The sequence below is a fragment of the Candidatus Dormiibacterota bacterium genome (assembly GCA_036495095.1).
Taxonomy (GTDB): Bacteria; Chloroflexota; Dormibacteria; order Aeolococcales; family Aeolococcaceae; genus CF-96.
Map to the genome: position 1 here is coordinate 1 of DASXNK010000148.1, position 22135 is coordinate 22135.

General features: G+C 74.5%; 23 protein-coding genes and 1 tRNA gene. 13 read left to right on the forward strand and 11 right to left on the reverse strand.

The window, feature by feature from the left end; all coding sequences use genetic code 11:
* Both VGL20_15170 and VGL20_15175 read left to right on the forward strand, forming a co-directional pair.
* Window positions 1–1050 (forward strand): hypothetical protein (locus VGL20_15170; protein HEY2705023.1); only part of this gene is annotated, 1050 nt, incomplete at its 5' end.
* Complete coding sequence (locus tag VGL20_15175; protein HEY2705024.1) at window positions 1043–1267, forward strand: excisionase family DNA-binding protein; 225 nt, start codon at window positions 1043–1045, stop codon at window positions 1265–1267. The genes VGL20_15170 and VGL20_15175, both read left to right, overlap by 8 nt.
* Here VGL20_15175 and VGL20_15180 read toward each other — a convergent pair.
* The 3 genes from VGL20_15180 to VGL20_15190 all read right to left on the reverse strand — a co-directional run bounded on the left by VGL20_15180 (window position 1264) and on the right by VGL20_15190 (window position 3687).
* Window positions 1264–2340, reverse strand: coding sequence for a tyrosine-type recombinase/integrase (locus VGL20_15180; protein ID HEY2705025.1), 1077 nt, complete (start codon window positions 2338–2340; stop codon window positions 1264–1266). The genes VGL20_15175 and VGL20_15180 overlap by 4 nt on opposite strands.
* Window positions 2341–2395: 55 nt before the next feature.
* Window positions 2396–2469: transfer RNA gene (locus VGL20_15185), tRNA-Ile, on the reverse strand.
* 30 nt (window positions 2470–2499) lie between these two features.
* Window positions 2500–3687, reverse strand: a complete 1188-nt coding sequence (locus VGL20_15190) for a DUF222 domain-containing protein (GenBank protein HEY2705026.1) — start codon at window positions 3685–3687, stop codon at window positions 2500–2502.
* Between the two features lie 87 nt (window positions 3688–3774).
* Here VGL20_15190 and VGL20_15195 point away from each other — a divergent pair, with 87 nt between their 5' ends.
* The 4 genes from VGL20_15195 (at window position 3775) to VGL20_15210 (ending at window position 7118) form a co-directional block, all read left to right on the forward strand.
* Complete coding sequence (locus VGL20_15195) at window positions 3775–4854, forward strand: S8 family serine peptidase (GenBank protein HEY2705027.1); 1080 nt, start codon at window positions 3775–3777, stop codon at window positions 4852–4854.
* Between the two features lie 110 nt (window positions 4855–4964).
* Window positions 4965–6014 (forward strand): adenylate cyclase regulatory domain-containing protein, encoded by a 1050-nt coding sequence (locus VGL20_15200; protein HEY2705028.1) that lies wholly within the window; start codon window positions 4965–4967, stop codon window positions 6012–6014.
* Between the two features lie 74 nt (window positions 6015–6088).
* Complete coding sequence (locus VGL20_15205) at window positions 6089–6508, forward strand: cyclic nucleotide-binding domain-containing protein (GenBank protein ID HEY2705029.1); 420 nt, start codon at window positions 6089–6091, stop codon at window positions 6506–6508.
* Window positions 6509–6677: 169 nt separating this feature from the next.
* A complete protein-coding gene (locus VGL20_15210; GenBank protein HEY2705030.1) occupies window positions 6678–7118 on the forward strand; it encodes a hypothetical protein in 441 nt (146 codons plus the stop codon).
* 72 nt (window positions 7119–7190) lie between these two features.
* On the opposite strand, the gene VGL20_15215 is transcribed toward VGL20_15210, so the two are convergent.
* A complete protein-coding gene (locus VGL20_15215; protein ID HEY2705031.1) occupies window positions 7191–8114 on the reverse strand; it encodes a hypothetical protein in 924 nt (307 codons plus the stop codon).
* A gap of 89 nt (window positions 8115–8203) precedes the next feature.
* On the reverse strand, window positions 8204–9382 hold the full coding sequence (locus VGL20_15220; protein ID HEY2705032.1) for a hypothetical protein: 1179 nt from the start codon (window positions 9380–9382) through the stop codon (window positions 8204–8206).
* Between the two features lie 111 nt (window positions 9383–9493).
* On the opposite strand from VGL20_15220, the gene VGL20_15225 reads away from it, so the two are divergent.
* The 3 genes from VGL20_15225 (at window position 9494) to VGL20_15235 (ending at window position 13003) form a co-directional block, all read left to right on the forward strand.
* Entirely contained in the window at window positions 9494–10573 is a 1080-nt protein-coding gene (locus tag VGL20_15225) for an Ig-like domain-containing protein (protein HEY2705033.1), read from the forward strand.
* 110 nt (window positions 10574–10683) lie between these two features.
* Window positions 10684–11988, forward strand: coding sequence for a cytochrome ubiquinol oxidase subunit I (locus VGL20_15230; protein ID HEY2705034.1), 1305 nt, complete (start codon window positions 10684–10686; stop codon window positions 11986–11988).
* 4 nt (window positions 11989–11992) lie between these two features.
* Window positions 11993–13003 carry a cytochrome d ubiquinol oxidase subunit II gene (locus VGL20_15235; protein HEY2705035.1) on the forward strand — a complete coding sequence of 337 codons (1011 nt, stop codon included), beginning with the start codon at window positions 11993–11995 and terminating at the stop codon, window positions 13001–13003.
* Here the strand turns inward: VGL20_15235 and folE are convergent.
* The 3 genes from folE to VGL20_15250 form a co-directional block, all read right to left on the reverse strand.
* Complete coding sequence (gene folE / locus VGL20_15240) at window positions 13000–13581, reverse strand: GTP cyclohydrolase I FolE (GenBank protein HEY2705036.1); 582 nt, start codon at window positions 13579–13581, stop codon at window positions 13000–13002. The genes VGL20_15235 and folE overlap by 4 nt on opposite strands.
* 267 nt (window positions 13582–13848) lie before the next feature.
* The gene (locus tag VGL20_15245) at window positions 13849–15363 is read right to left on the reverse strand and encodes a class I adenylate-forming enzyme family protein (GenBank protein ID HEY2705037.1); all 1515 of its coding nucleotides are present in this window, start codon (window positions 15361–15363) and stop codon (window positions 13849–13851) included.
* A 12-nt stretch (window positions 15364–15375) separates the two neighbouring features.
* On the reverse strand, window positions 15376–16068 hold the full coding sequence (locus VGL20_15250; GenBank protein HEY2705038.1) for a hypothetical protein: 693 nt from the start codon (window positions 16066–16068) through the stop codon (window positions 15376–15378).
* A 144-nt stretch (window positions 16069–16212) separates the two neighbouring features.
* On the opposite strand from VGL20_15250, the gene VGL20_15255 reads away from it, so the two are divergent.
* Entirely contained in the window at window positions 16213–16584 is a 372-nt protein-coding gene (locus tag VGL20_15255) for a DUF5658 family protein (GenBank protein HEY2705039.1), read from the forward strand.
* A 29-nt stretch (window positions 16585–16613) separates the two neighbouring features.
* Here VGL20_15255 and VGL20_15260 read toward each other — a convergent pair whose 3' ends face one another.
* The 3 genes from VGL20_15260 to ilvC form a co-directional block, all read right to left on the reverse strand.
* Complete coding sequence (locus VGL20_15260) at window positions 16614–17324, reverse strand: hypothetical protein (GenBank protein ID HEY2705040.1); 711 nt, start codon at window positions 17322–17324, stop codon at window positions 16614–16616.
* 129 nt (window positions 17325–17453) lie between these two features.
* Complete coding sequence (locus VGL20_15265; protein HEY2705041.1) at window positions 17454–17753, reverse strand: hypothetical protein; 300 nt, start codon at window positions 17751–17753, stop codon at window positions 17454–17456.
* Between the two features lie 68 nt (window positions 17754–17821).
* On the reverse strand, window positions 17822–18889 hold the full coding sequence (ilvC, locus tag VGL20_15270; protein ID HEY2705042.1) for a ketol-acid reductoisomerase: 1068 nt from the start codon (window positions 18887–18889) through the stop codon (window positions 17822–17824).
* A 145-nt stretch (window positions 18890–19034) separates the two neighbouring features.
* On the opposite strand from ilvC, the gene VGL20_15275 reads away from it, so the two are divergent.
* The 3 genes from VGL20_15275 (at window position 19035) to VGL20_15285 (ending at window position 22134) form a co-directional block, all read left to right on the forward strand.
* Window positions 19035–19265, forward strand: a complete 231-nt coding sequence (locus VGL20_15275) for a zinc ribbon domain-containing protein (GenBank protein HEY2705043.1) — start codon at window positions 19035–19037, stop codon at window positions 19263–19265.
* A 151-nt stretch (window positions 19266–19416) separates the two neighbouring features.
* Window positions 19417–20247, forward strand: coding sequence for a CAP domain-containing protein (locus VGL20_15280; GenBank protein ID HEY2705044.1), 831 nt, complete (start codon window positions 19417–19419; stop codon window positions 20245–20247).
* A 75-nt stretch (window positions 20248–20322) separates the two neighbouring features.
* On the forward strand, window positions 20323–22134 hold the full coding sequence (locus VGL20_15285) for a zinc ribbon domain-containing protein (GenBank protein HEY2705045.1): 1812 nt from the start codon (window positions 20323–20325) through the stop codon (window positions 22132–22134).
* Window position 22135: the final 1 nt, after the last annotated feature.

Sequence of the window (22135 nt, forward strand, 5' to 3'; positions counted from 1 at the left end):
GCGGCCGCGGCCGCGGGGGAGCAAGCGGTGGTGTGGGAGCCCCCGGGAGCCGGGAGGGCGTTCCTGGTGCGTCCCCATGGGTACCGCGGGTACACCATCTGGGCCACCTCGCCGGCGATGGACGTGTGCATCGGTGAAGGGCGCTCGCTCCCGGCCCTGTACCTCTGGCTGCAGGCGTCGCACCTCCACCGGGTTGGCGTCGAGATTGCGGTCGAGGAGCTGGAGGAGACGCGTGCCGCCCTGCTGCGCGAGCCCGAGCGCATGCGCGATCGCGAGAGGGACTGGCCGGGGCCCGACGAGTGGGACCCGGACCCGATCCCTCCGGCCACCCCTCCCCGCCTCGGGGCCTCGCTGACGGCGTCGCGGGTCGACCTTTACGTGGACAGCCAGGGATGGCAGCCGCAACGCGAGGACTTCCCCCGGTTCGTCACTCGGGCCCAGCGCAAGACCGAGTTCGAGACCGCCCGTCAGATGCACACCCGGGGCCGCCGGCTATCGGGGTTCGTCTTTGGCCGGGGCGCGATCGTGGCGCGCATCTACGACAAGACGCTGGAGCTGAAGGTCCGGGGCGAGGACTGGCCCCAGGCCATCTGGGAGGTCGCCGACCCCGACGAGCCGGTGTGGCGAGTGGAGCTCCAGTTCCGCCGACCGGCGCTCAAGACGCTGGGGCTGCGAACCGTCGCCGACGTGCTCGACGCCCGCCAGGCGCTGTGGGAGTACGGCATGACATGGATCTCGCTCCGCGAGCCGACCGCGGACACCAACCGATCTCGGTGGCCGGAGGCGCCGGTATGGACGGTGCTGCGTGAGACCGCGCTCGGCTCGCCGTGCTCGGAGCTGGTCCGCGAGCGCAAGGAGGCTGCGAGCCGGCTGCGGCTGCTGCGCGGTTTTGTCGGCTACGCGACGTCGCTGGCCGCGTGCGACGACGAGGACGACCTGGAGGAGGTGCTGGACGACGTGGTGCCCGAGGTGCAGGCCTACCTGGCCGGGAAGGGGAAGACGTTCGAGGACGTCGTGACCGTCAAGCGGGAGCAGCGGCTGCATGCCTGAACAGGTGGAGGACACCGCCGTTCCAGTCGCCGGCTCGGCACCCGCACCCACGATGACGCTGCGCGAGGCCGCGGTCATCATCGGTATTTCGTACTCGCATGTCCGCACGCTGGCTCGCTGCGGCTCGCTGCCGGTTGTTCGGTTGGGGCGGGTCGTGCGCGTGCGGCCGGAGAGTCTTGACCGATGGCTGGCTGCCCGGGAGCTGCCGGCCGCCTAACGCAGCAGGGCGTCCAGCTCTGCGGCCGCGCCGGCCTGCATGGTCGGGGTGACGTGCGAGTAGAGGTCCAGGGTGATCGCGATGGTCGCGTGACCCAGCATCTCCGACACGATCTTCGGGTGCACGCCGCGACCCAGCATGAGCGTCGCCGCCGTGTGCCGCAGGTCGTGGAAGCGGATGCGCGGCAGTGCGGCGCGGCCGAGCAGAGGAGCGAAGGAACGACGTATCAGGTTCGACGCCAGGATCGGGGTGCCAGCCGTCGACGGGAAGACAAGGTCGCCCGGGTTGCCGATGATTCCCGCCTCGACAGCGGCCGCCTCGCGTCGATGACGCAGTGCCGCGACCGCGAGGTTGGTTAGAGCGACCTGACGCCGGCTCCCCGCGGTCTTGGTCCCCCGGACAGAAACCACGCCGGCGGACAGGTCGACATCCGCCCAGCGAAGCGCGAGCAGCTCGCCCTCGCGCATCCCGGTCGTGACGGCGAGGACGTACAGGGCTTCGAGGCGGTCGCCCCTCGCGGCCTCGAGGAACGCGCGCGCCTGGTCGGGGTCGAGAACGTTGCGTCCGGGCTCGGCACGTCGTGGCGGCGTCACGAGCGCGGCGACGTTGCGAGCGACCAGGCCGTCACGTGCGGCCTGACCCAGCGCGCGCCGAAGGACGCCGTGAACGTGCCGCACGGTGGTGGGCGAGAGGCCGCCATCCACGAGCCGCCGGTACAGGGCGCGGAGGTCGGTGGGCTCCAGTCTCACCAGGCGCTTGCGGCCGAGGGTGGGGAGGGCGTGGTTTCTGAGATGCCGCTCGTAGGCCCCCCACGCTGACGGCCGCAGCGATGGCTTGACGTCCATGAGCCAGCCGGTGAGGTAGTCGGCGAGCGTCAGCTCAGCCGGGGCCGCCGCCACGACGCCCCGACCGACCTCGGTGAGCGCGGCGACCAGCTTGTCGTGCGCGGCGGCACGGGTGCGGCCGTACCAGCGACGTCGGCGCCCGTCGGGCATGGTGACCTGCGCCAGCCAGCGCCCGTCGGCGATCTGGCAGATGCTCCCCTCCCGGTTTCCCCGCCGCCCTCGTGCCATCCTCGAATGATACTAAACTGATACACAGCCGTCGGCTTGAGGGTGATTTCTGAGATGGGCGGGGCAGGATTCGAACCTGCGACCCAAGGGTTATGAGCCCCTCGCTCTAACCGGCTGAGCTACCCGCCCGCGCGGGGCTGCACTCTAGCCGACCCTCGCTCACGGTGGCTCCACCCCCAGCTCTCCGTCCGGTCCGCGGCGCACCCGCCACCCTCCCTCGTGGACGAGGCGATGGTGCACCCGGCAGAGCAGGACGAGGTTGGGCAGCGTCGACGGGCCGTGCTCCTCACGCGGCACGATGTGATGGGCCTCGGTCCACTCCGGGGGACGGTCGCAGTCGGGGAACCGGCAGCCCCGGTCCCGCTCCTGCAGCCACTGCCGCAGCCACGGCGACACGGTGGGGGACGGCGGGCTCACCGCCAGCACCTCGCCCTGGGCTCCGACGGTCACGTCGGTGCGCACCGCGTCGCAGGCGAGCCGGCGCGCGGTGTCCGCGACCACCGGGCCGGCCCAGCGCAGGTCCCCGCCGGGCCAGCCGGGCTCGCCGCGGAGGGTGGCGAGCGGCACCGTCACCGAGAGGTGCGGGCGCTGGCCCGCCACCTGGGGACGTTCGTTGTGGGTGAGGTCACGGTGGCAGAGCTCGACGAGGGCGGCGGCACGGCGCTGGCCTGCGGAGCGCCCGTCGCCGGGCAGCGGTCGCATGTACCGGCCGATCGCGGTCGTCAGGGTGGCGCCGGCCTCGGCGTCGAGGTCGCCGTCGAGGCGGTACCTGCCGTCCAGGGTCTGGCTGAGGTGCACGCGGTTGCGCTCGTGGTCGCGGTTGGCGTCGCGGAGCGCACCGCCGGCGTCGACGCACTCGCGGAACCGGCGGGTCAGATAGGCGAACTCCCGGACGTCGAACCGGCGGGCGTGGATCAGGAGGTCGGCCTCCGCCTCGCGCACCGCATCGTCCCCGACATCAGCCGCGGTGCGAGCCATCAGCGAGGCGTGCTGGTAGCCGAGCTCGCCATCCCGCAGCGCCGCGGAGGTCAGCGGGAGCTCCTCCAGCCGGCGAGCGGTGCCCACCATCTCCGCCGCAGCACCGGGCGACATCCGGCAGCGCGCGGTCGCCCAGGCGACCATCGAGGCTGCTCCCTGGTCGCGGTGTCCGCGCAGCCGCTCGAAGCCCGCCACGCAGCGGGCGCGGTCGCCCCTCAGCGCGTCCACAGCCACGGTCAGGGCGACGATCCGATCGCTGAGCGCGGTCGCTGGGAGACCCTCGACGCACTCTCCCCGCAGCGCCGCCACCGCCTGCGCGAGCAGCTCGAGGGGAGTGGGTGCGGCCAGCTCGGGAGCGGTTCTGAGCACCACAGGATTGTAGCAGAACATGAGTTCGTACACGCGCGATGAGAGGCCCTGGGCACGCCACGCCCCCGGGGCGTAGGATTCGGTCTCATGCACGGGTGCGACGGTCGCGGGCGGGACGGCGCCCCCCACGCCCAGCCGCCGGCGCGGCGGGTGCGCCGGCTGTGGCTGCTCTGCGGCTGCGCCACCGTCCTCGCGGTCACGGCCGCCGCGCCGGCGCAGGCGGCGGGAACCGCCACCCCCAACGATCCCTACTTCGTCCAGCACGACCAATGGCCGCTCACCGGGCAGCCGGCGAGCATCGACGCGCCCGGCGCCTGGACGGCGAGCACCGGCACCGGCGTGCTGATCGCCGACATCGACACCGGCGCCGACTTCGCCCATCCCGACCTGGCCGGCCGTCTCGTCCCCGGCGGCCGCTTCACGAAGTGCGACGGGAGCCTGCAGGCCTCCGACCAGGCCTCGGTGCAGGACGACGTCGGCCACGGCACCATGACCACCGGGCTGATGGTCGCCAACACCAACAACGGCACCGGCATCGCCTCGGTCGCACCCGACGCCAGGGCGCTGATCATCAAGGTGATCGACAAGGCGGGCAAGGGCTGCGATGCCGACGTCGCCGCCGCCATCAGGTACGCGGTGACCCGGGGCGCGAAGGTCATCAACATCAGCCTCGGCTCGGACATCCCGCTGGCGCCGCTGCTCGCCGGCAGCGGCATCCCCGACGCGGTGCGGGCCGCCGCCCAGAGCGGGGTCGCGGTCGCGCTCGCGGCCGGCAACAGCTCGCTGCCGTTCAGCGACTACGACTCGATCACCGACGTCGCGCTCATCACCGGTGCTCTCGGCCCCAACGCCTCGGTCGCCCCCTACTCGACCAGCGGCGGCGGGGTGAACATCTACGCCCCGGGCGGCGACAGCGGGCAGTCGACCAGCGGCCCGCACGCCAAGGGCCAGGTGCTCTCCACCGCGCTCACCAACGGCGGCTACAAGGCCGAGCAGGGAACGTCCTTCGCCGCACCGCACGTCGCCGGCGTGCTCGCGCTGCTGATCGCCTGCGGGCTGAACTCCTCCCAGGCGCGGCAGCGCATCCTCTCCACCGCGCGCGGAGGCGGGGGAGGGGTGCCGCGCCTCGATGCGGCGGCGGCGGTGCACGGCGCCGGTCACTGCTGAGCGAGGACACCGGGGCCGGCCTCGATCCGGATCCCGGCGACCCGGGCCGTTGGGAGGACGCGGCGCTGCTCGACGGCCTCTCGGAGTCCGAGCGCCGGATCCGCATCGAGCTGCTCGACGAGCTCACCCGCCAGGGCGCCACCCCGGAGGAGCTGACCGCCGCCGCCGCCGAGAACCGCCTCGCCCTGCTCCCCGCCGAGCTCGCCCTGGGCGGCCGCGGTGGGTACAGGCTCGACGAGGTCGCCGAGCGCGCCGGCGTCGACGAGCACCTGCTGCGCGCCTACGCGACCGCGCTCGGCCTCACCCTCCCCTCGGCGGAGCTGCCGGTGGCCGGCGAGGAGGACGTGGCGGCGGCGCGCGTCCTCGCACGGGTGGTGGAGGCGGGGCTCCCCCCCGACGGGCTGCTCGAGATCGCCCGGATCGCCGGGCAGTGGCTCCCCGCGCTCGCCCAGACGGTGGTGCGGATGGTGGGGGAGACGTTCCTGCACGCCGGCGACACCGAGCTCGACGTCGCCCGCCGCTACCGCGCCGTCGCCGAGGAGCTGCGCCCCCTCCTCGGCCAGACCCTCGAGCACCACCTCACCCAGCATCTCCGCCAGGCGATCCGCTCGGAGGTGCTCAGCCGGTCCCGGATCGCCACCGGGGGCGGGCCGGGGGTCGAACAGGTGGCGGTCGCCTTCGCCGACCTGTCCGGCTTCACCCGGCTGGGGGCGCGGGTCCCAGCCGACGAGGTGGGACGGGTGGCGGGCCGGCTGGCGGCGCTCACCGCCGCCACGGTGGCCCCGCCGGTGCGACCGGTCAAGTACCTCGGCGACGCCGCGATGCTGGTGTCACCCGACCCCGCCGCGCTCCTCGACTCCCTGCTCCGGCTCTGCGCGGCGGTCGAGGCCGAGGGCGAGGCGCTGCCCCGCCTGCATGCCGGCGCCGCCTTCGGGCCGGCGGTGCCGCGTGCGGGCGACTGGTTCGGGCACACCGTCAACCTCGCCAGCCGCATCGCCGACGTCGCCCGGGCCGGCACCATCGTCGGCGACTCGGCGCTCTGCGACGCCACCGCCGCCGGGTACCGGTGGACCCGGCTGCCCCGCCACCACCTGCGCGACGTCCCCGGCCGGGTGGACCTCCACCGCCTCCGCGGTCCGCGGGCGGAGGAGGGTGGCTGAGGGCCTCGACTATCATGTCGAGGCCGTCCGGTGACCCGGAGGCTCCAGGAGATGACGGGGGCGGAGACCAGGGAATGAGGGCTCGGGACGACGTCGTACCCGCGCTGGCGCGCTCGCCGCTCTTCGCGGGGATCTCCAAGCAGGAGCTCCAGGAGATCGCCGGGACCTTCGACGAGACCACCTTCCTCCCCGAGCACGGCGTGCTCCACGAGCACCGCACCGGGCTGGAGTTCTTCTTCATCCTCGACGGCAGGGCCACGGTGGAGGCCGATGGCATCCTGGTCGCCGAGCTGGGGCCCGGCGACTTCTTCGGCGAGGTGAGCGCCCTCGACGGCGGGCCGCGCACCGCGACCGTCCGCGCCGGGACCATGCTCCGCTGCCTGGTCCTGCCCAACGCCACCTTCCGAGACTTCCTCATCGCCCACCCGCGGGTGGCGGTCAACCTCATTCCCGAGATCGTGCGGCGCTTCCGCTCCTACGCCAAGAGCGAGTAGGCAGCTCCTCCTCGGGAACCCGCGAAACCCCCAAAAGCCACGAACACGTCCCTGTGTCTTGACTGCTTCTGATATCACTGATATAACGTCATCAGTCAGCCCGAGAGGGCGTTGATCAGAGAGCAGGGGGCTTACGGCGGCCGCGACGGCCGCTCGAGAGGAGATCCACATGGCTATGACCGAACCGCCGATCGTCGCCGAGGAGCGCGACGAGGCCCACATCTCCGGCAGACCGGTGATGGCGCGCCGCCGCACCGTGGTGTCGGGCGACCCGTCCTTCCGGGTGGTGCAGACCGTCTGGTTCGTGCTCGGACTCGTCGAGGCGATCGTCGGCCTGCGCGTCGTCTTCCGCGCGGCAGCGGCCAACGACACCGGCTTCGTCTCCTTCATCTACGGGCTCAGCGCCCCGCTGGTGGCGCCGTTCCGTGGCATCACCGCCGACTACGTGAGCCGGGCGAACGTGGTCGAGATCGGCTCGCTGATCGGGATGCTCGTCTACCTCATCGCCGCCTACCTGGTGGTGAAGCTGGTGCGCATCACCACGGCGCCGCGGAGCGACGCCTACGCGGACACGACCGAGCGTCACGTCCGCACCACCACCTACGAGTGACCTTTTCTTCCCAAGGCTGACCCCTGTTCCCGGGCCCGGGGCGCGGATGCGTCCCGGGCCCTTCCGCGTCCGTCAGGGCTCGCGATGCGGCTGGGGCAGCGGGCTCGGGGCGCTCTGGACCAGGCACACCGGCACCGGCTTGGGCAGAAGGCATCCGCCCGGAGCCGGCGGCGGCGGCGGTGGGGCGGTGACCCGGCAGGCGTAGTCGTGGTCGACGCTGTCGCTCCACTGCACCAGCCAGACCGCGCCACCGGTGAAGGCGTAGGCGGGGTCGCAGTAGTGCGGAGCGCTCGGATATCCGGCGGCGGGATCGGTCTCCGCGTACCAGACCGGCACCCCGGGCCGGTAGTCCCGTCCGGGGATCCGTGCCCACATCTCGTTGATCGAGTAGATGCCCGCGCTCATGCCGCGCGACCGGAGCATGTCGAGCGCCGCCTCGATGACCCGGGCGTTGAGGGCGAGGCGGGGCGAATCGGCCCAGTAGTTGACGGTCTCGACGTCGAGCCACCACATCGCCGGCTCGGCGCCGGCGTCGGCGGCGCGGGCGACCGCGTCGGCAGCCGCGTTCCACCCGTAGTTGTAGGCGGTGCACGGGTTCTGGGCGGGCTCGCAGGCGCCCGCAGGACCCTGCAGCGCGTGGGCACCGAAGCTCTGGTACTCCGGGCGCGCGTAGTTGACGTTGAGGTACACCGAGGCGTGGGATCCCGCCCGGCGCGCCCAGGCGAACTCCGACGCGAAGCATGGGTTGCCGGTGAACGCGCGTCCCCCGGTGATGCCGACGATGCCGAACGCCGGGTCGTCGGGGTAGCTGTGGCCGCACTGCGGGAAGGAGATGTCGTTGCCGACCGCCTGCGCCGGGTAGTGGGCGGCGGCGGCGGCGCGCACCGGGGTGTGGACGGCGAACCAGACGCCCAGGGCCGTGCTCAGCGCGAGCAGCACGCCGAGCAGGCGGAGGACGCGGACGGGAGCGGGAGGCGTCGTCGCCGGGAGGTGCATGGACGTGGAGGGGAAGGGTCGGCGGGCGTCGTCGGGCCCGGCTGCGAACCCTACCCCATCCCCGGCGGGTGCGCCAGCCCCCCGACCGGTCAGTCGGGCTCCGCCGGGGTCTCCGACGCCGCGACGCCCGGCCGCGCCGCGCGGCGCTCGGCGGTGGCGGTGCGCAGCCTCTCCACCTCCTTGGGCACCCGGTGGGCGGGGCGGCCGGGGGCCACGGCGACGCCGCGATGCCGGCGCGGTCCCGACCAGAGCGCCGGCGGGGCGTCGAGATGGGCGGCGAGCGCGCAGGCGGCCTCCTCGTAGTTCACCCGCCAGCCGCGGAAATGGATCCACGCCTCGTCGGCGCTGCGCTCGGGCACCCACCCCGCCCGCTCGAGGTGGGCGAGGGCGTCGTCGAAGTCCTCGCGGGTGAGCTGGATGGGGTCCTCGGGACGCGGATCCGGGTCGAAGCCGAGGTGCTGGTCGCGGGCCAGCTCGCGCACCGTCACGTAGCCCATCCGGAGCAGCGGGCGGGCGTCCGCGGGGGCGCTGAGCGGGTTGAGGGAGAGGTGCAGCGCGGCGGCGTCGAGCACCGCGAGCAGGCCGATGATCCAGGAGCGCATCGGCTGCGGCGAGCGGAAATAGACCAGCGTGCGGTAGGTGGTGTGGCTCTCCGACACGTCGGCGGCCCAGTCGGTCCACTGCTCGTACAGCCAGCCGAGCTTGCTGATGTTGTCGATCAGCTCGTGGCGGGCCAGCACCTCCGGACCCCATGCGGGCGCGCCGCCGAGGAACTCCAGCATGGTCACCAGCCGCTCGCGGCGGTTGAATGCGCCGTACAGGGTGGGCAGATAGGCGATCTCGAGCGCGACCACCACCAGCCCTCCGGCGGCCGCGCAGAACACCAGCGCGGTCGAGGCTCCGCCCTGCGGGGCCACGAATCCCAGGGTGAACATCGACGAGCCGGCGAGGCGCAGCCCGTCGGGGAGCGAGCCCTGCCCCGGCCACATCATCAGGCCGAAGCCGAGCACCAGCAGCAGGATCCACACCGCCAGCAGCGCCATCAGGAGGGCGGGGGCGCGCAGCGCCCAGAGGCGGTCGCGGGCGGTGTAGTCGTCGAGGCGGCCGCCCGCCAGCAGGAATGCGCGGTGGACGGCTCTGTCCACCACCCCGGTGATGAACGAACTCGTCGACCGCGGGATGACCATCGTGATCAGGACGCTGTTGAGGGTCGCCACGATGATGACGACGCCCGCGGCGACGCCGATCCAGGACAGTGCGTTGCTCATGCCCTCACCAGGCCGGTTGCCAGTGGCTGCCACTCCTTGCCAGTCCGCTCGGAGCTTGTGACAATACCGGCTGCAATCCAGCCTACGTCGCAGCACCGGAGGGGCTCCCTCATGTCCACGTCCACGTCCACACGCCCCCGCGAGCTCCAACGCCGCGCTCTGGCGCGCCGCCGTCCCCACCTCGTGACCCTCGCGGTCGGGCTCTGCACCGCCGCGGTCTCGGCGATCTGGGTGACCGCCGTGGCCGCGCCGGCGCTCACCCCCACACAGTCGGCGGTGCGCTCCTCGCTCGATCCCTCGGTGGAGGGCCAGGCGGTCACCCTGGTGGCGACCGTCGGCGCCGGCGGCGGCGCCCCGACCGGGACGGTCGACTTCAAGGACGGCGCCACCCTGCTCGCCACCCGCCCCGTGTCCGGCGGCCGCTCCAGCCTGACGATCAGCACCCTCACCGTCGGCGACCATCCCATCACCGCCGAGTACGGCGGCGACTCGACCTACGCGGCGTCGACCGCGCCGGCGGTGACCCAGACGGTGGCGACCGCCGGCACCGCCGCGTCGACCACCGCCCTCGCCTCCTCGGTGAACCCGTCCACGGTGGGACAGGCGGTGACCCTGGTGGCCACCGTGACCGGCGCCGGCAAGGCGCCCACCGGCAGCGTCAGCTTCCGCGACGGCGACAGCACCCTGTCGATCCGTCCCCTGTCGGGTGGCCGGGCCAGCCTGGTCACCTCGTCGCTCACCGCCGGCCCGCACACCCTGACCGCCGTCTACGGTGGCGATCCCACCTTCGCCACGTCGAGCTCGGCGGCGGTCAGCCAGACGGTGAGCCCGCCCGGCACCACCGCCACCAGGACCGCGGTCGCCTCCTCGGCGAATCCCTCCCGCAGCGGAGTGCCGGTCACCCTCACCGCCACCGTGAGCGCCTCCGGCGGCACCCCCACCGGCAGCGTGACCTTCAAGGACGGGGCCACCGTGCTGGCGGTGCGGCCACTGGCGGGCGGCCGGGCCACCCTGACCCTGCGCACCCTCGCCGCCGGGCCCCACACCATCACCGCGGTCTACAGCGGCAGTCCCAGCTTCGCCACCTCCACCTCCGCGCCGGTCAGCCAGTCGGTCACCGCCGGGGCGGCCCCGGCGCCGTCCGGCAGCGCCCACGCCTCCCCGATGGCGCGCGGCACAATGACGCGCTGACCGGTTCACCCGAGGAGGCGGATTGATGAGCAAGGAGATCCTGCGGGTGCGGGGGGCGCTGCCCGAGGCGGTGAGCCGCTGATCCGCGGCCCGCGGCCGGGCGGGTGAGCATGCTGGCGGGGGCCGGCTCCAACCTGCTCGCCGCCCGGTACCAGATGGCCCTCTCGCTCGGCTGGCACATCGTCGTCGCCTGCCTCGGCGTCGGTTTCCCGATCGTCATCCTGATCGCCGAGGGTCTGGGGCTGCGCCGCGGCGACACCGTGCACCGTGAGCTCGCCCGGCGCTGGTCACAGGCCGCCGCGGTGCTCTTCGCGGTCGGCGCGGTCTCGGGGACGATCCTCTCCTTCGAGATGGGCATCCTCTGGCCGCAGCTGATGGGCGGCTACGGCGCGGTGTTCGGGCTGCCCTTCGCACTCGAGGGATTCGCCTTCTTCATCGAGGCGATCTTCATCGGGATCTACCTCTACGGCTGGAACCGCCTGAGCCCGGTGCGCCACCTGCTCACCGGTGTGCCCGTGATCGTGGCCGGGGTCCTGTCGGCGTTCTTCGTGGTCTGCGCCAACGCCTGGATGAACGACCCCCAGGGCTTCCGGCTGGTGGGCGGGAGGGTGCTCGACCCCGACCCGATCGCGGCCATGTTCAACCCGGCGACGCCGGTGCAGTCGGCGCACATGATCCTTGCCGCGATCATGGTCACGGGGTACCTCGTCGCCGGGGTGCACGCGCTCGGCCTGCTCCGAGGCCGGCGCGGGCCGGTGCAGCGGGCCGCCTTCCTGATCCCGTTCACCCTCGCGGCGCTGTTCACCCCGGCGCAGATCGTCGTCGGCGACGTCGCGGCGCGCTACGTCGCCGAGCGTCAGCCGGTGAAGCTGGCGGCGATGGAGGCGCAGCCGACGACCGAGATCGGGCCCGACGAGCACGTCGGCGGGGTGGTCGTCGGCGGGAAGCTGCGGTACGCGATCCCCATCCCCCACGGTCTCTCGCTGCTGCTCACCGGGCGCACCGACACCCGCGTGCCCGGGCTCGACGCCGTGCCCGCCGACCAGCGGCCGCCGGTGAACGTGGTCCACCTCGCCTTCGACCTGATGGTCGGGATCGGCACCGGGCTGCTCGTCCTCGGTGGCTGGCTCGGGCTGAGCTGGGGGCGGCGCCGCGACCTGCCTCGCTCGCGCTGGTTCCTCCGCGCCGCGGTGCTGGCGGGGCCGGCGGCGGTGGCGGCGCTGGAGGCGGGCTGGGTGACGACCGAGGTGGGACGCCAGCCCTGGATCGTCTACCGGGTGATGCGCACCGCGGATGCGGTGAACACCGCGCCGGGCCTGGCCGTCGGCCTGTTCGTCCTCATCGCCGTGTACACGGTGCTCACCGTGTCCACCGTCTACGTGCTGCGCCGGCAGGGCCCGGTGGCGAGGTCCTGATCGCGTGGCGCAGATCGTGCTCGTGTTCCTCTGGGTCGGGATCACCGCCTACGTGCTCTTCGGCGGCGCCGACTTCGGCGCCGGGCTCTGGGACCTGCTCGCCGGCGGAGCCGAGCAGGGGAAGCGGGAGCGGGCGCGCATCGAGCACTCCATCGGGCCGGTGTGGGAGGCAAACCACGTCTGGCTGATCTTCGCCCTCGTGGTGGTCTGGACCGCCTTCCCCACCGCCTTCGCGGCGGTCATGGCGACGCTGTCGATCCCGCTCACCGCGGTCGCCTTCGGCGTCATCCTCCGCGGCTCCGCCTTCGCGTTCCGCAAGTCGGTGACCGAGCTGCCGCTGCAGCGGCTGTTCGGCGCCAGCTTCGCGCTCTCCTCGGTGGTCACCCCGTTCTTCCTCGGCACCGCCGCCGGAGCGATCGCCTCCGGCCGGGTGCCGACGACCATCGGCGAGGGCGACGTCCTGCACAGCTGGTTCACCCCCAGCGGCGTCCTCGGCGGGGCGCTGGCGGTGGGCGTCTGCAGCTACCTCGCCGCCGTCTACCTCTGCGCCGACGCCCGCCGCTCCGGCGAGGGCGACCTCGCCGCGCGCTTCCGCCAGCGCGCCCTGCTGATGGGGGTGCTGGTGGGCCTGATCGCGCTGGGTGGGATCGAGGTGCTCCACCAGGACGCCCCCCGCATGTTCGACCGCCTCACCGGCCCGGCGCTGCCGCTGATCTTCGCCAGCGGCGCCCTCGGCCTCGCCTCCCTGGTGCTGCTGCAGATGCGGCGGTACCTGGCGGTGCGGGTGAGCGCCGCCCTGGCGGTGGTGGGGGTGCTCTGGGGATGGGCGGTGGCGCAGTACCCCATGCTGCTGGGCACCCACCTCAGCATCGACGAGGGGGCGGCGCCGGCGTCGACGCTGCGGCCGCTGGTGGTGTGCCTGGCCGCCGGGACGGCGCTGCTGGTGCCGTCGCTGCTGCTGCTCTACGGCATGTTCCAGAGCGAGCCCGGCGAGGACGCTCGGATCCAGCCCTAGGGCTGCCGGCGCACGTCGCTGTGCACCAGCGAGAGGAACTCCTCGCGGGTGCGCGGGTCGCCGAGGAAGACGCCCCGCATGCTCGAGGTCACGGTGCGGCTGTTCTGCTGCTGCACCCCCCGCATCATCATGCAGAGGTGGGCGGCCTCGATGATGACGCCGACCCCGGCGGGCGCGAGCACCTCGTCGACCGCCTCGGCGATCTCGGTGGTGAGCCGCTCCTGCACCTGCAGCCGTCGCGCGAACACCTCGACGAGGCGGGGCAGCTTGCTCAGCCCGATGATCCGGCCGTCGGGGATGTAGGCGACGTGCGCCCTGCCGAAGAAGGGCAGCAGGTGGTGCTCGCAGAGGCTGTACACCTCGATGTCCTTCACCAGCACCATCTCCGAGTAGGGCTCGGCGAAGACGGCGCCGTTGACCACGCCGTGGACGTCCTGGCGATAGCCGCTGGTGAGGAAGTCGAGGCTGCGCGCCACCCGCTCCGGGGTGTTGCGCAGGCCCTCGCGGGTGAGGTCCTCGCCCACCCGGCAGAGCAGCGCCGCAACCAGCGCGTCGGTGCCGGCGTCGACGAGCGCCACATCGGGAAGCTCGCAGGAGCGGTTGCCCCGGAGGGTGCGTGGCGGCCGCGCCGAGGGCCGTGGATGCGCGGTCACGCGCGGCATGGTATCGCCAACGCACCGCAGCGCCGCGTGGTCGCGCGCGGACCCGAGAGAAGGGGCCGCCCACCGAGGAGGAGGGGTGGGCGGCCCCCGGACGTGGTGTCAGCCCAGTGCGGGAACCGTCTCGTACAACGCTCGTTGGCCCTGAAACTTGTGGTGTCTTTGGAGGGTGCGTGGTTCCCGGGCTCAGCGGGGCGATCGCAGCAGGAGCAGCTCGCGCAGCTCACCCTTGCGCACCTTCCCCGAGGCGGTGCGGGGAAGGCTGTCGAGCACGTGCCAGAGCCGCGGCCGCTTGTACTCGGCGAGCTGCTCGCGGCAGAGCCGCTCGAGGTCGGCGACCGGGTCGCCCGCGCTCCGTGGACGCAGCACCAGCGCCGCCGCCACCTCCTCGCCGAGGTCGGGGTCGGGTATCCCCAGCACCGCCGCCTCGGCCACCGCGGGATGCGACTCGAGCAGCCGCTCGACCTCGCGCGCGGCGACGTTGTTGCCCCCGCGCACGATCACCTCCTTGAGCCGGCCGGTGACCGTCACCCGGCCGCCGGCGCCGACCCGTCCGAGGTCGCCGGTGCGGAGGAGGCCGCCGCGGAGAACCTCGGCGGTGGCGCGGCGGTCGCGGTCGTAGCCGAGGAACATCGAGGGCGCCGCCGCCTCGAGCTCGCCCTCGGCGCCGCCCCCGGCGACCCGCACCACGACCCCGCGGAGGGGGAGGCCGACGTCCCCCGGCTCGCCGCCGTCCGCGGGCACCTCGCGCACCGTCAGCGGCGAGACCTCGGTCATGCCGTAGCGCTCGAGCAGCCGGCCGTCGAGGCAGCGGTGGAGCCGCGCCGGCAGCCCCTCGGGGAGCGGCGCGCCGCTGACCACGCAGAGGCGCACCCCGGTCCAGGGCGTGGTCGAGGCCTCGGCGAGGCGGGCGAGCAGGGTGGGCACCGCCTGGACGACGGTCACCTCGCCGCCGGCGAGCAGCCGCTGCACCTCGGCGACGGCCGGACGGCGGAGCAGCCGCACCGCGGCGCCGGCCAGCAGCGACGCGTTGAGGACCGCGCTCATCCCGAAGCTGTGGGCCAGCGGCAGGGCGCCGAGCTGGACGTCGGCGGGGGAGAGGCCGAGCATCTCGGCGGCCACCGCGCCGGCATTGAGCAGCAGGCCGGCGTGGGAGTGGAGTACGCGGCGCGGGGTGCCGGTGGTACCGGAGGTGGCGAGGATCACCGCCGGGGTGCCCGCCGGCAGCGGCGGCGGGTCGGCGGGCGGGTGCTCGACGAGGGTGGCGAGGTCGAGGCTGTCCCGGCCCGGCGGCGCGCCCCCGGGGGTCTCGACGACCACCAGCCGGCGGGCGCCGGTGCCCGCCAGCTCGAGGGCGGCGGCGGCGGCCCCGGCGTTGTCCGGGTCGCAGGCGACCACCCGGGCGCGCATCGCGCGCAGCGCCCGGGCGACCTCGGCGGGCGGCGAGCTGGTGGACACGGGTGCGACCACGCAGCCACGGCGCAGGGCGCCGTAGTAGAGCGGAGGGAAGGCGAGGCCGTTGCCACAGAGCACCGCGACCCGGTGGCCGGCGCCGGCCCCCTCGCGCTCCAGCCAGGCGGCGACCCCGGCGGCGGCGCGGTCGAGGGCGGACGCGGTGAGGACGGCCCCCTCGAGGCGGAGCAGCGCCGCCTCGGGGTCGCGGTGGGCGGCCACCCACGGGAGGGCCGCCAGGGTCAGCACGCGCCCCGCGGGCTAGCGGAGCCGGTACTCGGCCGGCCTGCCGCCGGTGTTGACCACCCTCTCCGACGCCCGCTCCAGGACCCGGCGCACCTGCTGGCCGCTCACCGGGTCGGCGAGGCGCTGGCGGATCTCGGCGATGCTCACCGGCCGTCCGCTCTTGCGCATGATGCCGAGCACCTGGCGGGTGAGCGCGTCCACGGGGCCGTGGCCGTTGGTGGCCGGCTCGGGGGTCTCGACCTCGACCGGCGGCTCCACCACGCCCGGCGCGTCGGCGCCGTGCTCGACCGCCTCGGGTGTGGCCGGCGCCGCCACCACCGCGGGCAGGGTGGGCGGGGGAGGCATGGAGATGGAGGCGGGGCGGGACGGCGCGGGCTCGGCGCGCAGCCGGCCCAGGAGCGCGGGCAGGTCGTCGAGCAGCTGCCGGACGAATCCGGCCGAGCCGCTCACCTCGACCTCGCGCTCGCCGTCGCGCAGCCGCACGGTGTGCAGCTGCTCGGCCGCCGGGCGCGGTGCAGAGGGGGGCGGCGCGCCTCCCGGGCGTGGTGTGAAGGGCGCGCCCCCGGGGCGGGGGGTGAAGGGTGCGCCACCGGGACGGGGGGCGAAGGGCGGGCCGCCGGGGCCGCGCGGCGCGAACGGAGGTGCGCCGGCGGGACGGGGACGCTGCGGGGCGAAGGGGGGGCGGCCGCGGGGGCGATCATCGGGCATGGGACGGCGAGTGTACCCGACCCATCCTTCCTCGCCGATGATCGCCGCAATTGTTCACGTCACGTCGTCGTTACACCCTCAGACCACCGATGCAGCCCGGCACCGCCGCCGGCGGTACCGAGCCCCGATCAGGAGGAGCGCGAGATGGCCGTCCAGGAGACAACCGCGCAGCCGCTGCGCGTGGCTGTCGCCGCCTCCCACCTGGGCTCGCTCGCCGACCCGGTGGTGCGCATCATCGCGGTGGCCTTCATGGTCGGCCAGCTGCTCGACGCGGTGACCACCCACGTGGCCCTGAGCAGCGGCCGCTTCGCCGAGGCCAACCCGATCTTCGCCGGCCCGTTGACCGCGCACCCCGGCCTGGCCTTCGCGGTCAAGCTGCTGCTCGGCATCGCGGTTCTCACCGCCGCGCTGACCCTGATCGGCCCCCGGCGCCGCCGCATGATCCTCGGCGTCCTGGCGATCATCAGCCTGCACGCGCCGCTGATGAACGCGCTGCGGATGGCGGGCGTCCTCTAGCCGGGACACCCGCCACCCACGCGCGGCGGTTACTCGCTCTTCGCGGTCGTCCGGGCGGTGCGGCCGGCGCTGAGCACGCGGTCGCCGTTGGCGCCCGGCTCACCGGTCTCGATCGACTCGCCGGCATTCTCGGGGGTGGGCGCGGGGTCGCCCGGCAGCACGATGCCCGCGGTCATCGGGGTGGGCTCGGGAGCCGCGCCGCCGAGGCCGACAAGGCTGCGCAGGCGGGCGCCGAGCGGGGAGATCATCACCCCGGCGGCGACGCCCACGATGCCGGTGCCGATGAGCACCGCGCGAAGCCGGCGGCGGCGGCGCGGCCGGATGCTCCTCGCCAGCTGCTCGCTGGCGTCGGCGAGCCGCTCACGGGCGCTGAGCTGCAGTTCCTCCGCGGGCTGGGCCAGGCGTCCGGCGGTCTCGGAGAGCACCTCGGCGGCGTGCTCGGCGGCGTCGCTCAGCGCCTCGGCGGCCGTCGCGGCGGCGCTGCGCACCACCGGGGTGGCGGTCTTCTGCGCGGAGCGGGCCCGGCCGGCCGCGGTCACCATGGCGCTGCGGATCACCGGGGTGGCCGCCTTCTGGGCCTCCCGGGCCAGCCCGGTGGCCTTCTCGGCCAGGTCACTCACGGTCTCAGCGGCCTTGCTGCCGACCTCGCCGGCAGCCGAGCCGAAACCCTCGGCGATGTCGGATCCGCGCTCGCGCGCGCCGTCGGCGAGAGCGCTTGCCGACTTACGGCCCCTGAGCATGACGACAACCTCCAATGCCTCCGACCGCGTGCGAGCTCGCTCGCCCCGATGATCGGAGAAAAAGTGCGGCCCCCCTGTGCGCGATCATACCCGCGCAGTACCCCTGTTTCGTGAGGGCCGAGGTGCCGGTCAGGCCGCCGAGCGCCAGCGCGGTCGCCGGGTGCGGCCGGTGGGGAGGCTCAGGGGAGCGTCGAGGAACCAGCGGATGCGGGCCGCGGCGACGCTGCCCACCACCTCGCGCAGGCGCTCCTCGGAGGCGGCGTAGACCGAACCGAGGGTGGGAAAGGCGCCGACCAGGCGGGCGGCGGTGGGCTCGTCGATCCCGGGCAGCTCCATCAGGTGGGTGCGCCGGCGGGCGCGCACCTCGTCGTCCACCGGCGCGGGACCGGAGTCGAAGGGGAGGTCCATCTCGATCGGGGGCAGCGGCATGCACCGATGGTAGCGAACATCCGTTCGCCCGTCAAGCCCGATCGGAGGAGATCGGGACCCTCCTGAGCTCAGCTCCCGCCGTCGCCCGCCGTGGCCACCCGCTCGGGACGGAAGTCGCGGAGCACCCGCCCCGCCTCCCACAGCTCCTGGGAGGCCATCGTGCTCAGCTCCGCGTTGAGCCGGTCGCGGTAGCCCTCGTCGCTGTTCGCCCCGATGACGATGCGCGCCTCGTCGCCCCGCACCACGCTCTGGTAGCACTCCTCGATGAGCGGCTTCACCGCCGCCTCGAAGCGCGGCGCCCAGTCGAGCGCGCCCCGCTGCGCTGTGGTCGAGCAGTTGGCGTACATCCAGTCCATGCCCTTCTCGCCGATCAGCGGGTAGAGGCTCTGGAGCGCCTCCTCCACGGTCTCGTTGTAGGCCTCGCTGGGGGAGTGGCCGTGGGAGCGCAGCACGTCGTACTGGGCCTTGAAGGCGCCCTGGATCAGGCCCATCAGCACCGAGCGCTCGCCGGTGAGGTCGCTGTAGACCTCGTGCTCGAAGGTGGTCTCGAAGGCGTGGCCGCTGCCGATCCCGAATGCGGTGGCGAGGGCGCGCTCGCGGGCGCGCCCGGTGGCGTCGCGCCACACCGCGAAGGAGGCGTTGATGCCCCGCCCCTCGAGGAAGTGGTTGCGCACCGTCAGACCGCTGCCCTTGGGGGCCACCATCACCACGTCGACGCTCTCCGAGGGCACGATGCCGGTGTCCTCGTGGAAGACGATGCCGAAGCCGTGGGAGAAGTAGAGGCAGTCGCCCGGCTTCAGCCGCCTGCTGATCTCCGGCCACATCGCGATCTGCGCGGCGTCGCTGAGCAGGTACTGGACGATCGAGCCCTGCTCGGCGGCGTCCTCGATGCTGAGCAGGTTCTCGCCCTCCTCCCAGCCGTCCTCGAGGGCGCGGTCCATGCTGCGGCCGGGGCGCACCCCGATCAGGACGTTGAAGCCCTGGTCGCGGAGGTTGAGGCTCTGCCCCCGGCCCTGCGGCCCGTATCCGAGCACCGCGGTGACCTCGTCACCGAGGATGGCGCGCTGCCGCTCGACGGGGTAGTCGCTGCGCTCGATGATCTGCTCGGTGACGCCGTTGATCTCGATGGTCTTCATGACGGGTGTTCCCAGGTGGAGGCAGGGGCGGCACGGCCGCGGCGGTCCGCAGGCTGAGGGGAGGATAGGGGTTGGTGCGCCGCCGCCGCCGCCGGCGCCGGGCACTACACTGAGCCTGCCCACCGTCCCCACCGAGGATCGCCCCGTGCCGCTCTACGAATACCGCTGCCAGTCCTGCCTCTCGACCTTCGAGCTGCTGCGTCCGATGGCCGACCGCCAGCTGGCCGCGGTGTGCCCGAGCTGCGAGGGCCGCACCACCATGCCGCTGATCAGCCAGGTGGCGCTGCACGCCGGCGCGGCGGCGTCGGTCCCGGGACCGCGACCGGCCCCACGGCCGAGCGGGGGCGGCTGCGGCACGTCCTGCGGATGCCACTGACCCCCTCCTGATCGCCGGCCCTCTCCCCCCCGGGGGTTGAGGGGCCCGCAAGGAAGGGGGTCGGCCGCACGTATGCAAGGACGTGCGAGCCGGGAGGACAACGGAAGGACGTCTCGGGTGGGGGGGACTTCGCCTCGCGGCCGAGCTCGGGGTGGCAGCCGGGGTCGTATCGGCGATCGCCCTGGCGGCCGCGGGCCCCGCTTCCCGGCTCGCCACCTGGGAGCCCGACCGCTCCCCCCTGCAGCTGAGCGGGGCCACCACCGTCGGCGACCAGCGCCTCGCCGCCGCCCTGGTGCTCGCCCAGCTGCCGCCCCCCTTCGGCGCCGACGCGGTGCCGCTGCCGACCGGCGTCGCGATCCCCACGTGGGTCCCGCAGCCGGTCGCGCCGTCCCCGGCGCCGCCCACCGCGCCGCCGGTGGCGTCCCCGCCGGCCGGGCCGCCGCCCACGGTCGCGCCGTCACCCGCCGCCCCCGCCCCGGCGCCGCGCCGGCAGCCCCCGGCGGCGCTCGGGCCCGGCAGCGCGACCCGGTCGCCGCAGCCTCCGCCGCGGGCCCCGGTACCGGTGCCGATCCCGACCGCCCCGCCGCCGCCGCCGGTGACCGCCCGGCTGGACGGGCCCTCGGCGCAGACCCTGTCCGCGCTCAACCAGGCGCGCAGCACCAGCGGGCTCAGCGACCTGCGTCCCGACGCGGCCCTGACCCGCGCCGCGCTCGAGCACGCCGCCCAGATCGCCGCCCAGGGGCAGATGACCCACACCGGCTACGTCGACGACGTCAACTCCCAGGGGGTGAGCTGGCAGGGGCTCGGCGAGGTGCTCGGCGCCTACGCCCAGGCCCCCGACCCCGCGGTGATCAACCAGCTCTGGCTGCAGAGCGCCGAGCACCGGCCCATCCTCCTGGACCCCCAGTACCGCGCCGTCGGGGTCGGCTGGGTGCAGAGCAGCTCCGGCTGGTGGTACGTCGCCGCGATCTTCATGTACTGACCGCCGGGACAGCCTCCGGCGCGGGCTGCGTCGCCCGTCCCCTCGTCCCCTCGTCCCCTCGCCACAATGGCGCGCGTGAAGGCGAAGCGGCCGTGCCCGGGCTGCGGGCGGGTGCTCAGTGGCGAGGCCCGGTTCTGCGTCGGCTGCGGCGCGGAGCTTCCCCCGGTGGCCGACGAGCCCGAGCCCGACGACGAGCCCGAGCCCGAGCCCGAGCTCGAGCCGATCCCGGTCCCCGCCGCGACCGTGCCCGCCGCCGCCGTGTCCCCGCCGCCCCCTCCTCCACCGGACCCCGTCCCGCAGCCGTCCCCGCCGCCCCCCGGGGCCGGGCTGGTGGCCTCGGCGGGCGAGGTGGCGACCCAGCACTTCGACCGCTACGCCGGCACCGGCGGGGAGCTCCCTCCGGCCGCCGATCCGCCCCCGCCGGCGGCGCCCACCGGCCCGGCCCGGCCCGACATCAGCCTGGTCGGCGCCTTCCGCCGGCTCGCCCGGCGCAGCCCGGTGAGCGCCGGGGTCGTGTCCGGCCTCGGCGGGGTGGCGGGGGTGGCGCTGTTCGGGCTCGCCGTCGGGGGGCTGGTCCGGGCCGCCCACGGCAGCCAGGGATGCTCGACCGGGGCGCTCTCCGGCAGCCTCCAGGGCGGCTGCCTCCAGGCGGGCTCGACCAACGGGGTGCTCACCGACTGGAACGCGATGCTGTGGTCGGTCCAGGGCGTCGGGGTGTCGTTCACCGCCGGCGAGGGCGGGCTGGTGGTGCGGCTCCCGCTCGGCCTCGGGATGCTGCTCAGCGCGGTGGTGCTGGCGGTCGCGGGCGCCGTCAGCGTGCGCCTGGTGCCGCCCCGGCGGATGCGCGACGTGGTGCTCCGCGCCGCGGTGATCGCGGTCACCTACACCGCGGGGATGCTCGTCCTCGCCCTCTTCATCGCCGCCCGCGGCGATCGCCTGACCGTCGGCGCCGACAACGGCCTGCTGCTGCTCTGGGGGCTCCTCCTCGGCTTCACCGGCTCGATCGCGGGGATGTTCCGGCGGCTCTTCGGCAGCGCCGTCCCGCGGGGGCCGCTGGCCCTCGCCGCCGGGCGCCTGGGGGGATGGGCGGGGATCCTCGAGGCCGGGATGGTGGGCACCGCGGCGGCGCTCGCGCTCGGGGCGCTGCTCGGGGTGGTGGCCGCCGCCACCCACCTCGGCGAGGCCGGCACCGTGCTCCGCACCGCCGTCCTCGATGTCACCACCCGGCCGCTGCCCTCGTCACCGACCGGCACCGTCGCCGCGGTCGGGTACCTGGTGCTCGCGCTGCCCACCCTCGCCGCCTGGGTGCTCGCCTACTCGCTGATCATCCCCACCGTCACCGTGGGCACGCCGCTGAGCACCACCGACTACGGGCTGCTCGCCGGCGACCACGACGCCTGGCTCTGGGCGGTGGTGGCGCTGCCGATCGCCGTCACCCTGCTCACAGGCTACGTCGCCGCCCGCCGCCGCGGCTCGGCGTCGGTCGAGATGGCGCTGCTCGACGGCGCCCTCGGCGGCCTGGCGCTCGCGGTGATCGGCTTCCTGGTGGTCGTGCTCCTCGACGGCGGCGGCACCCTCTCGCTCAGCGGGCTCGGAGGCATCCCCGGCGGCGTGGCCGGCGGCAACTTCCTCTTCGGCCCGGGGATGCAGTACACCCTCGGCGCCCTGCTGCTCTGGGGGGTGGTCGGCGGGGCGGCGGGGGGCTACCTCTCGCTGCTCCTCCTCGCCCGCGGCATCCGCCCGCCTTTGCTGCGCCGCTACGAGACCGCGCCGCCCCCGTCCGTCCCGCTCCAGGCCGCCTGTCCCGGCTGCGGCGTCCCGGCCGCGCCCGGGGCGCGCTTCTGCAGCGCCTGCGGCGCCACCATGCAGCCGTCCGAGGCCGGGTAGG

Coding starts and splice junctions, on each gene's coding strand:
- VGL20_15220 (HEY2705032.1), bottom strand. CDS start 9,382: ATGAGCAACGCACTGTCCTGGATCGGCGTCGCCGCGGGCGTCGTCATC.
- VGL20_15180 (HEY2705025.1), bottom strand. CDS start 2,340: ATGGCACGAGGGCGGCGGGGAAACCGGGAGGGGAGCATCTGCCAGATC.
- VGL20_15265 (HEY2705041.1), bottom strand. CDS start 17,753: ATGCCGCTGCCCCCGATCGAGATGGACCTCCCCTTCGACTCCGGTCCC.
- VGL20_15210 (HEY2705030.1), top strand. CDS start 6,678: ATGGCTATGACCGAACCGCCGATCGTCGCCGAGGAGCGCGACGAGGCC.
- VGL20_15260 (HEY2705040.1), bottom strand. CDS start 17,324: ATGCTCAGGGGCCGTAAGTCGGCAAGCGCTCTCGCCGACGGCGCGCGC.
- VGL20_15205 (HEY2705029.1), top strand. CDS start 6,089: ATGAGGGCTCGGGACGACGTCGTACCCGCGCTGGCGCGCTCGCCGCTC.
- VGL20_15215 (HEY2705031.1), bottom strand. CDS start 8,114: ATGCACCTCCCGGCGACGACGCCTCCCGCTCCCGTCCGCGTCCTCCGC.
- VGL20_15175 (HEY2705024.1), top strand. CDS start 1,043: ATGCCTGAACAGGTGGAGGACACCGCCGTTCCAGTCGCCGGCTCGGCA.
- VGL20_15255 (HEY2705039.1), top strand. CDS start 16,213: ATGGCCGTCCAGGAGACAACCGCGCAGCCGCTGCGCGTGGCTGTCGCC.
- VGL20_15225 (HEY2705033.1), top strand. CDS start 9,494: ATGTCCACGTCCACGTCCACACGCCCCCGCGAGCTCCAACGCCGCGCT.
- VGL20_15250 (HEY2705038.1), bottom strand. CDS start 16,068: ATGCCCGATGATCGCCCCCGCGGCCGCCCCCCCTTCGCCCCGCAGCGT.
- VGL20_15230 (HEY2705034.1), top strand. CDS start 10,684: ATGCTGGCGGGGGCCGGCTCCAACCTGCTCGCCGCCCGGTACCAGATG.
- ilvC (HEY2705042.1), bottom strand. CDS start 18,889: ATGAAGACCATCGAGATCAACGGCGTCACCGAGCAGATCATCGAGCGC.
- VGL20_15195 (HEY2705027.1), top strand. CDS start 3,775: ATGCACGGGTGCGACGGTCGCGGGCGGGACGGCGCCCCCCACGCCCAG.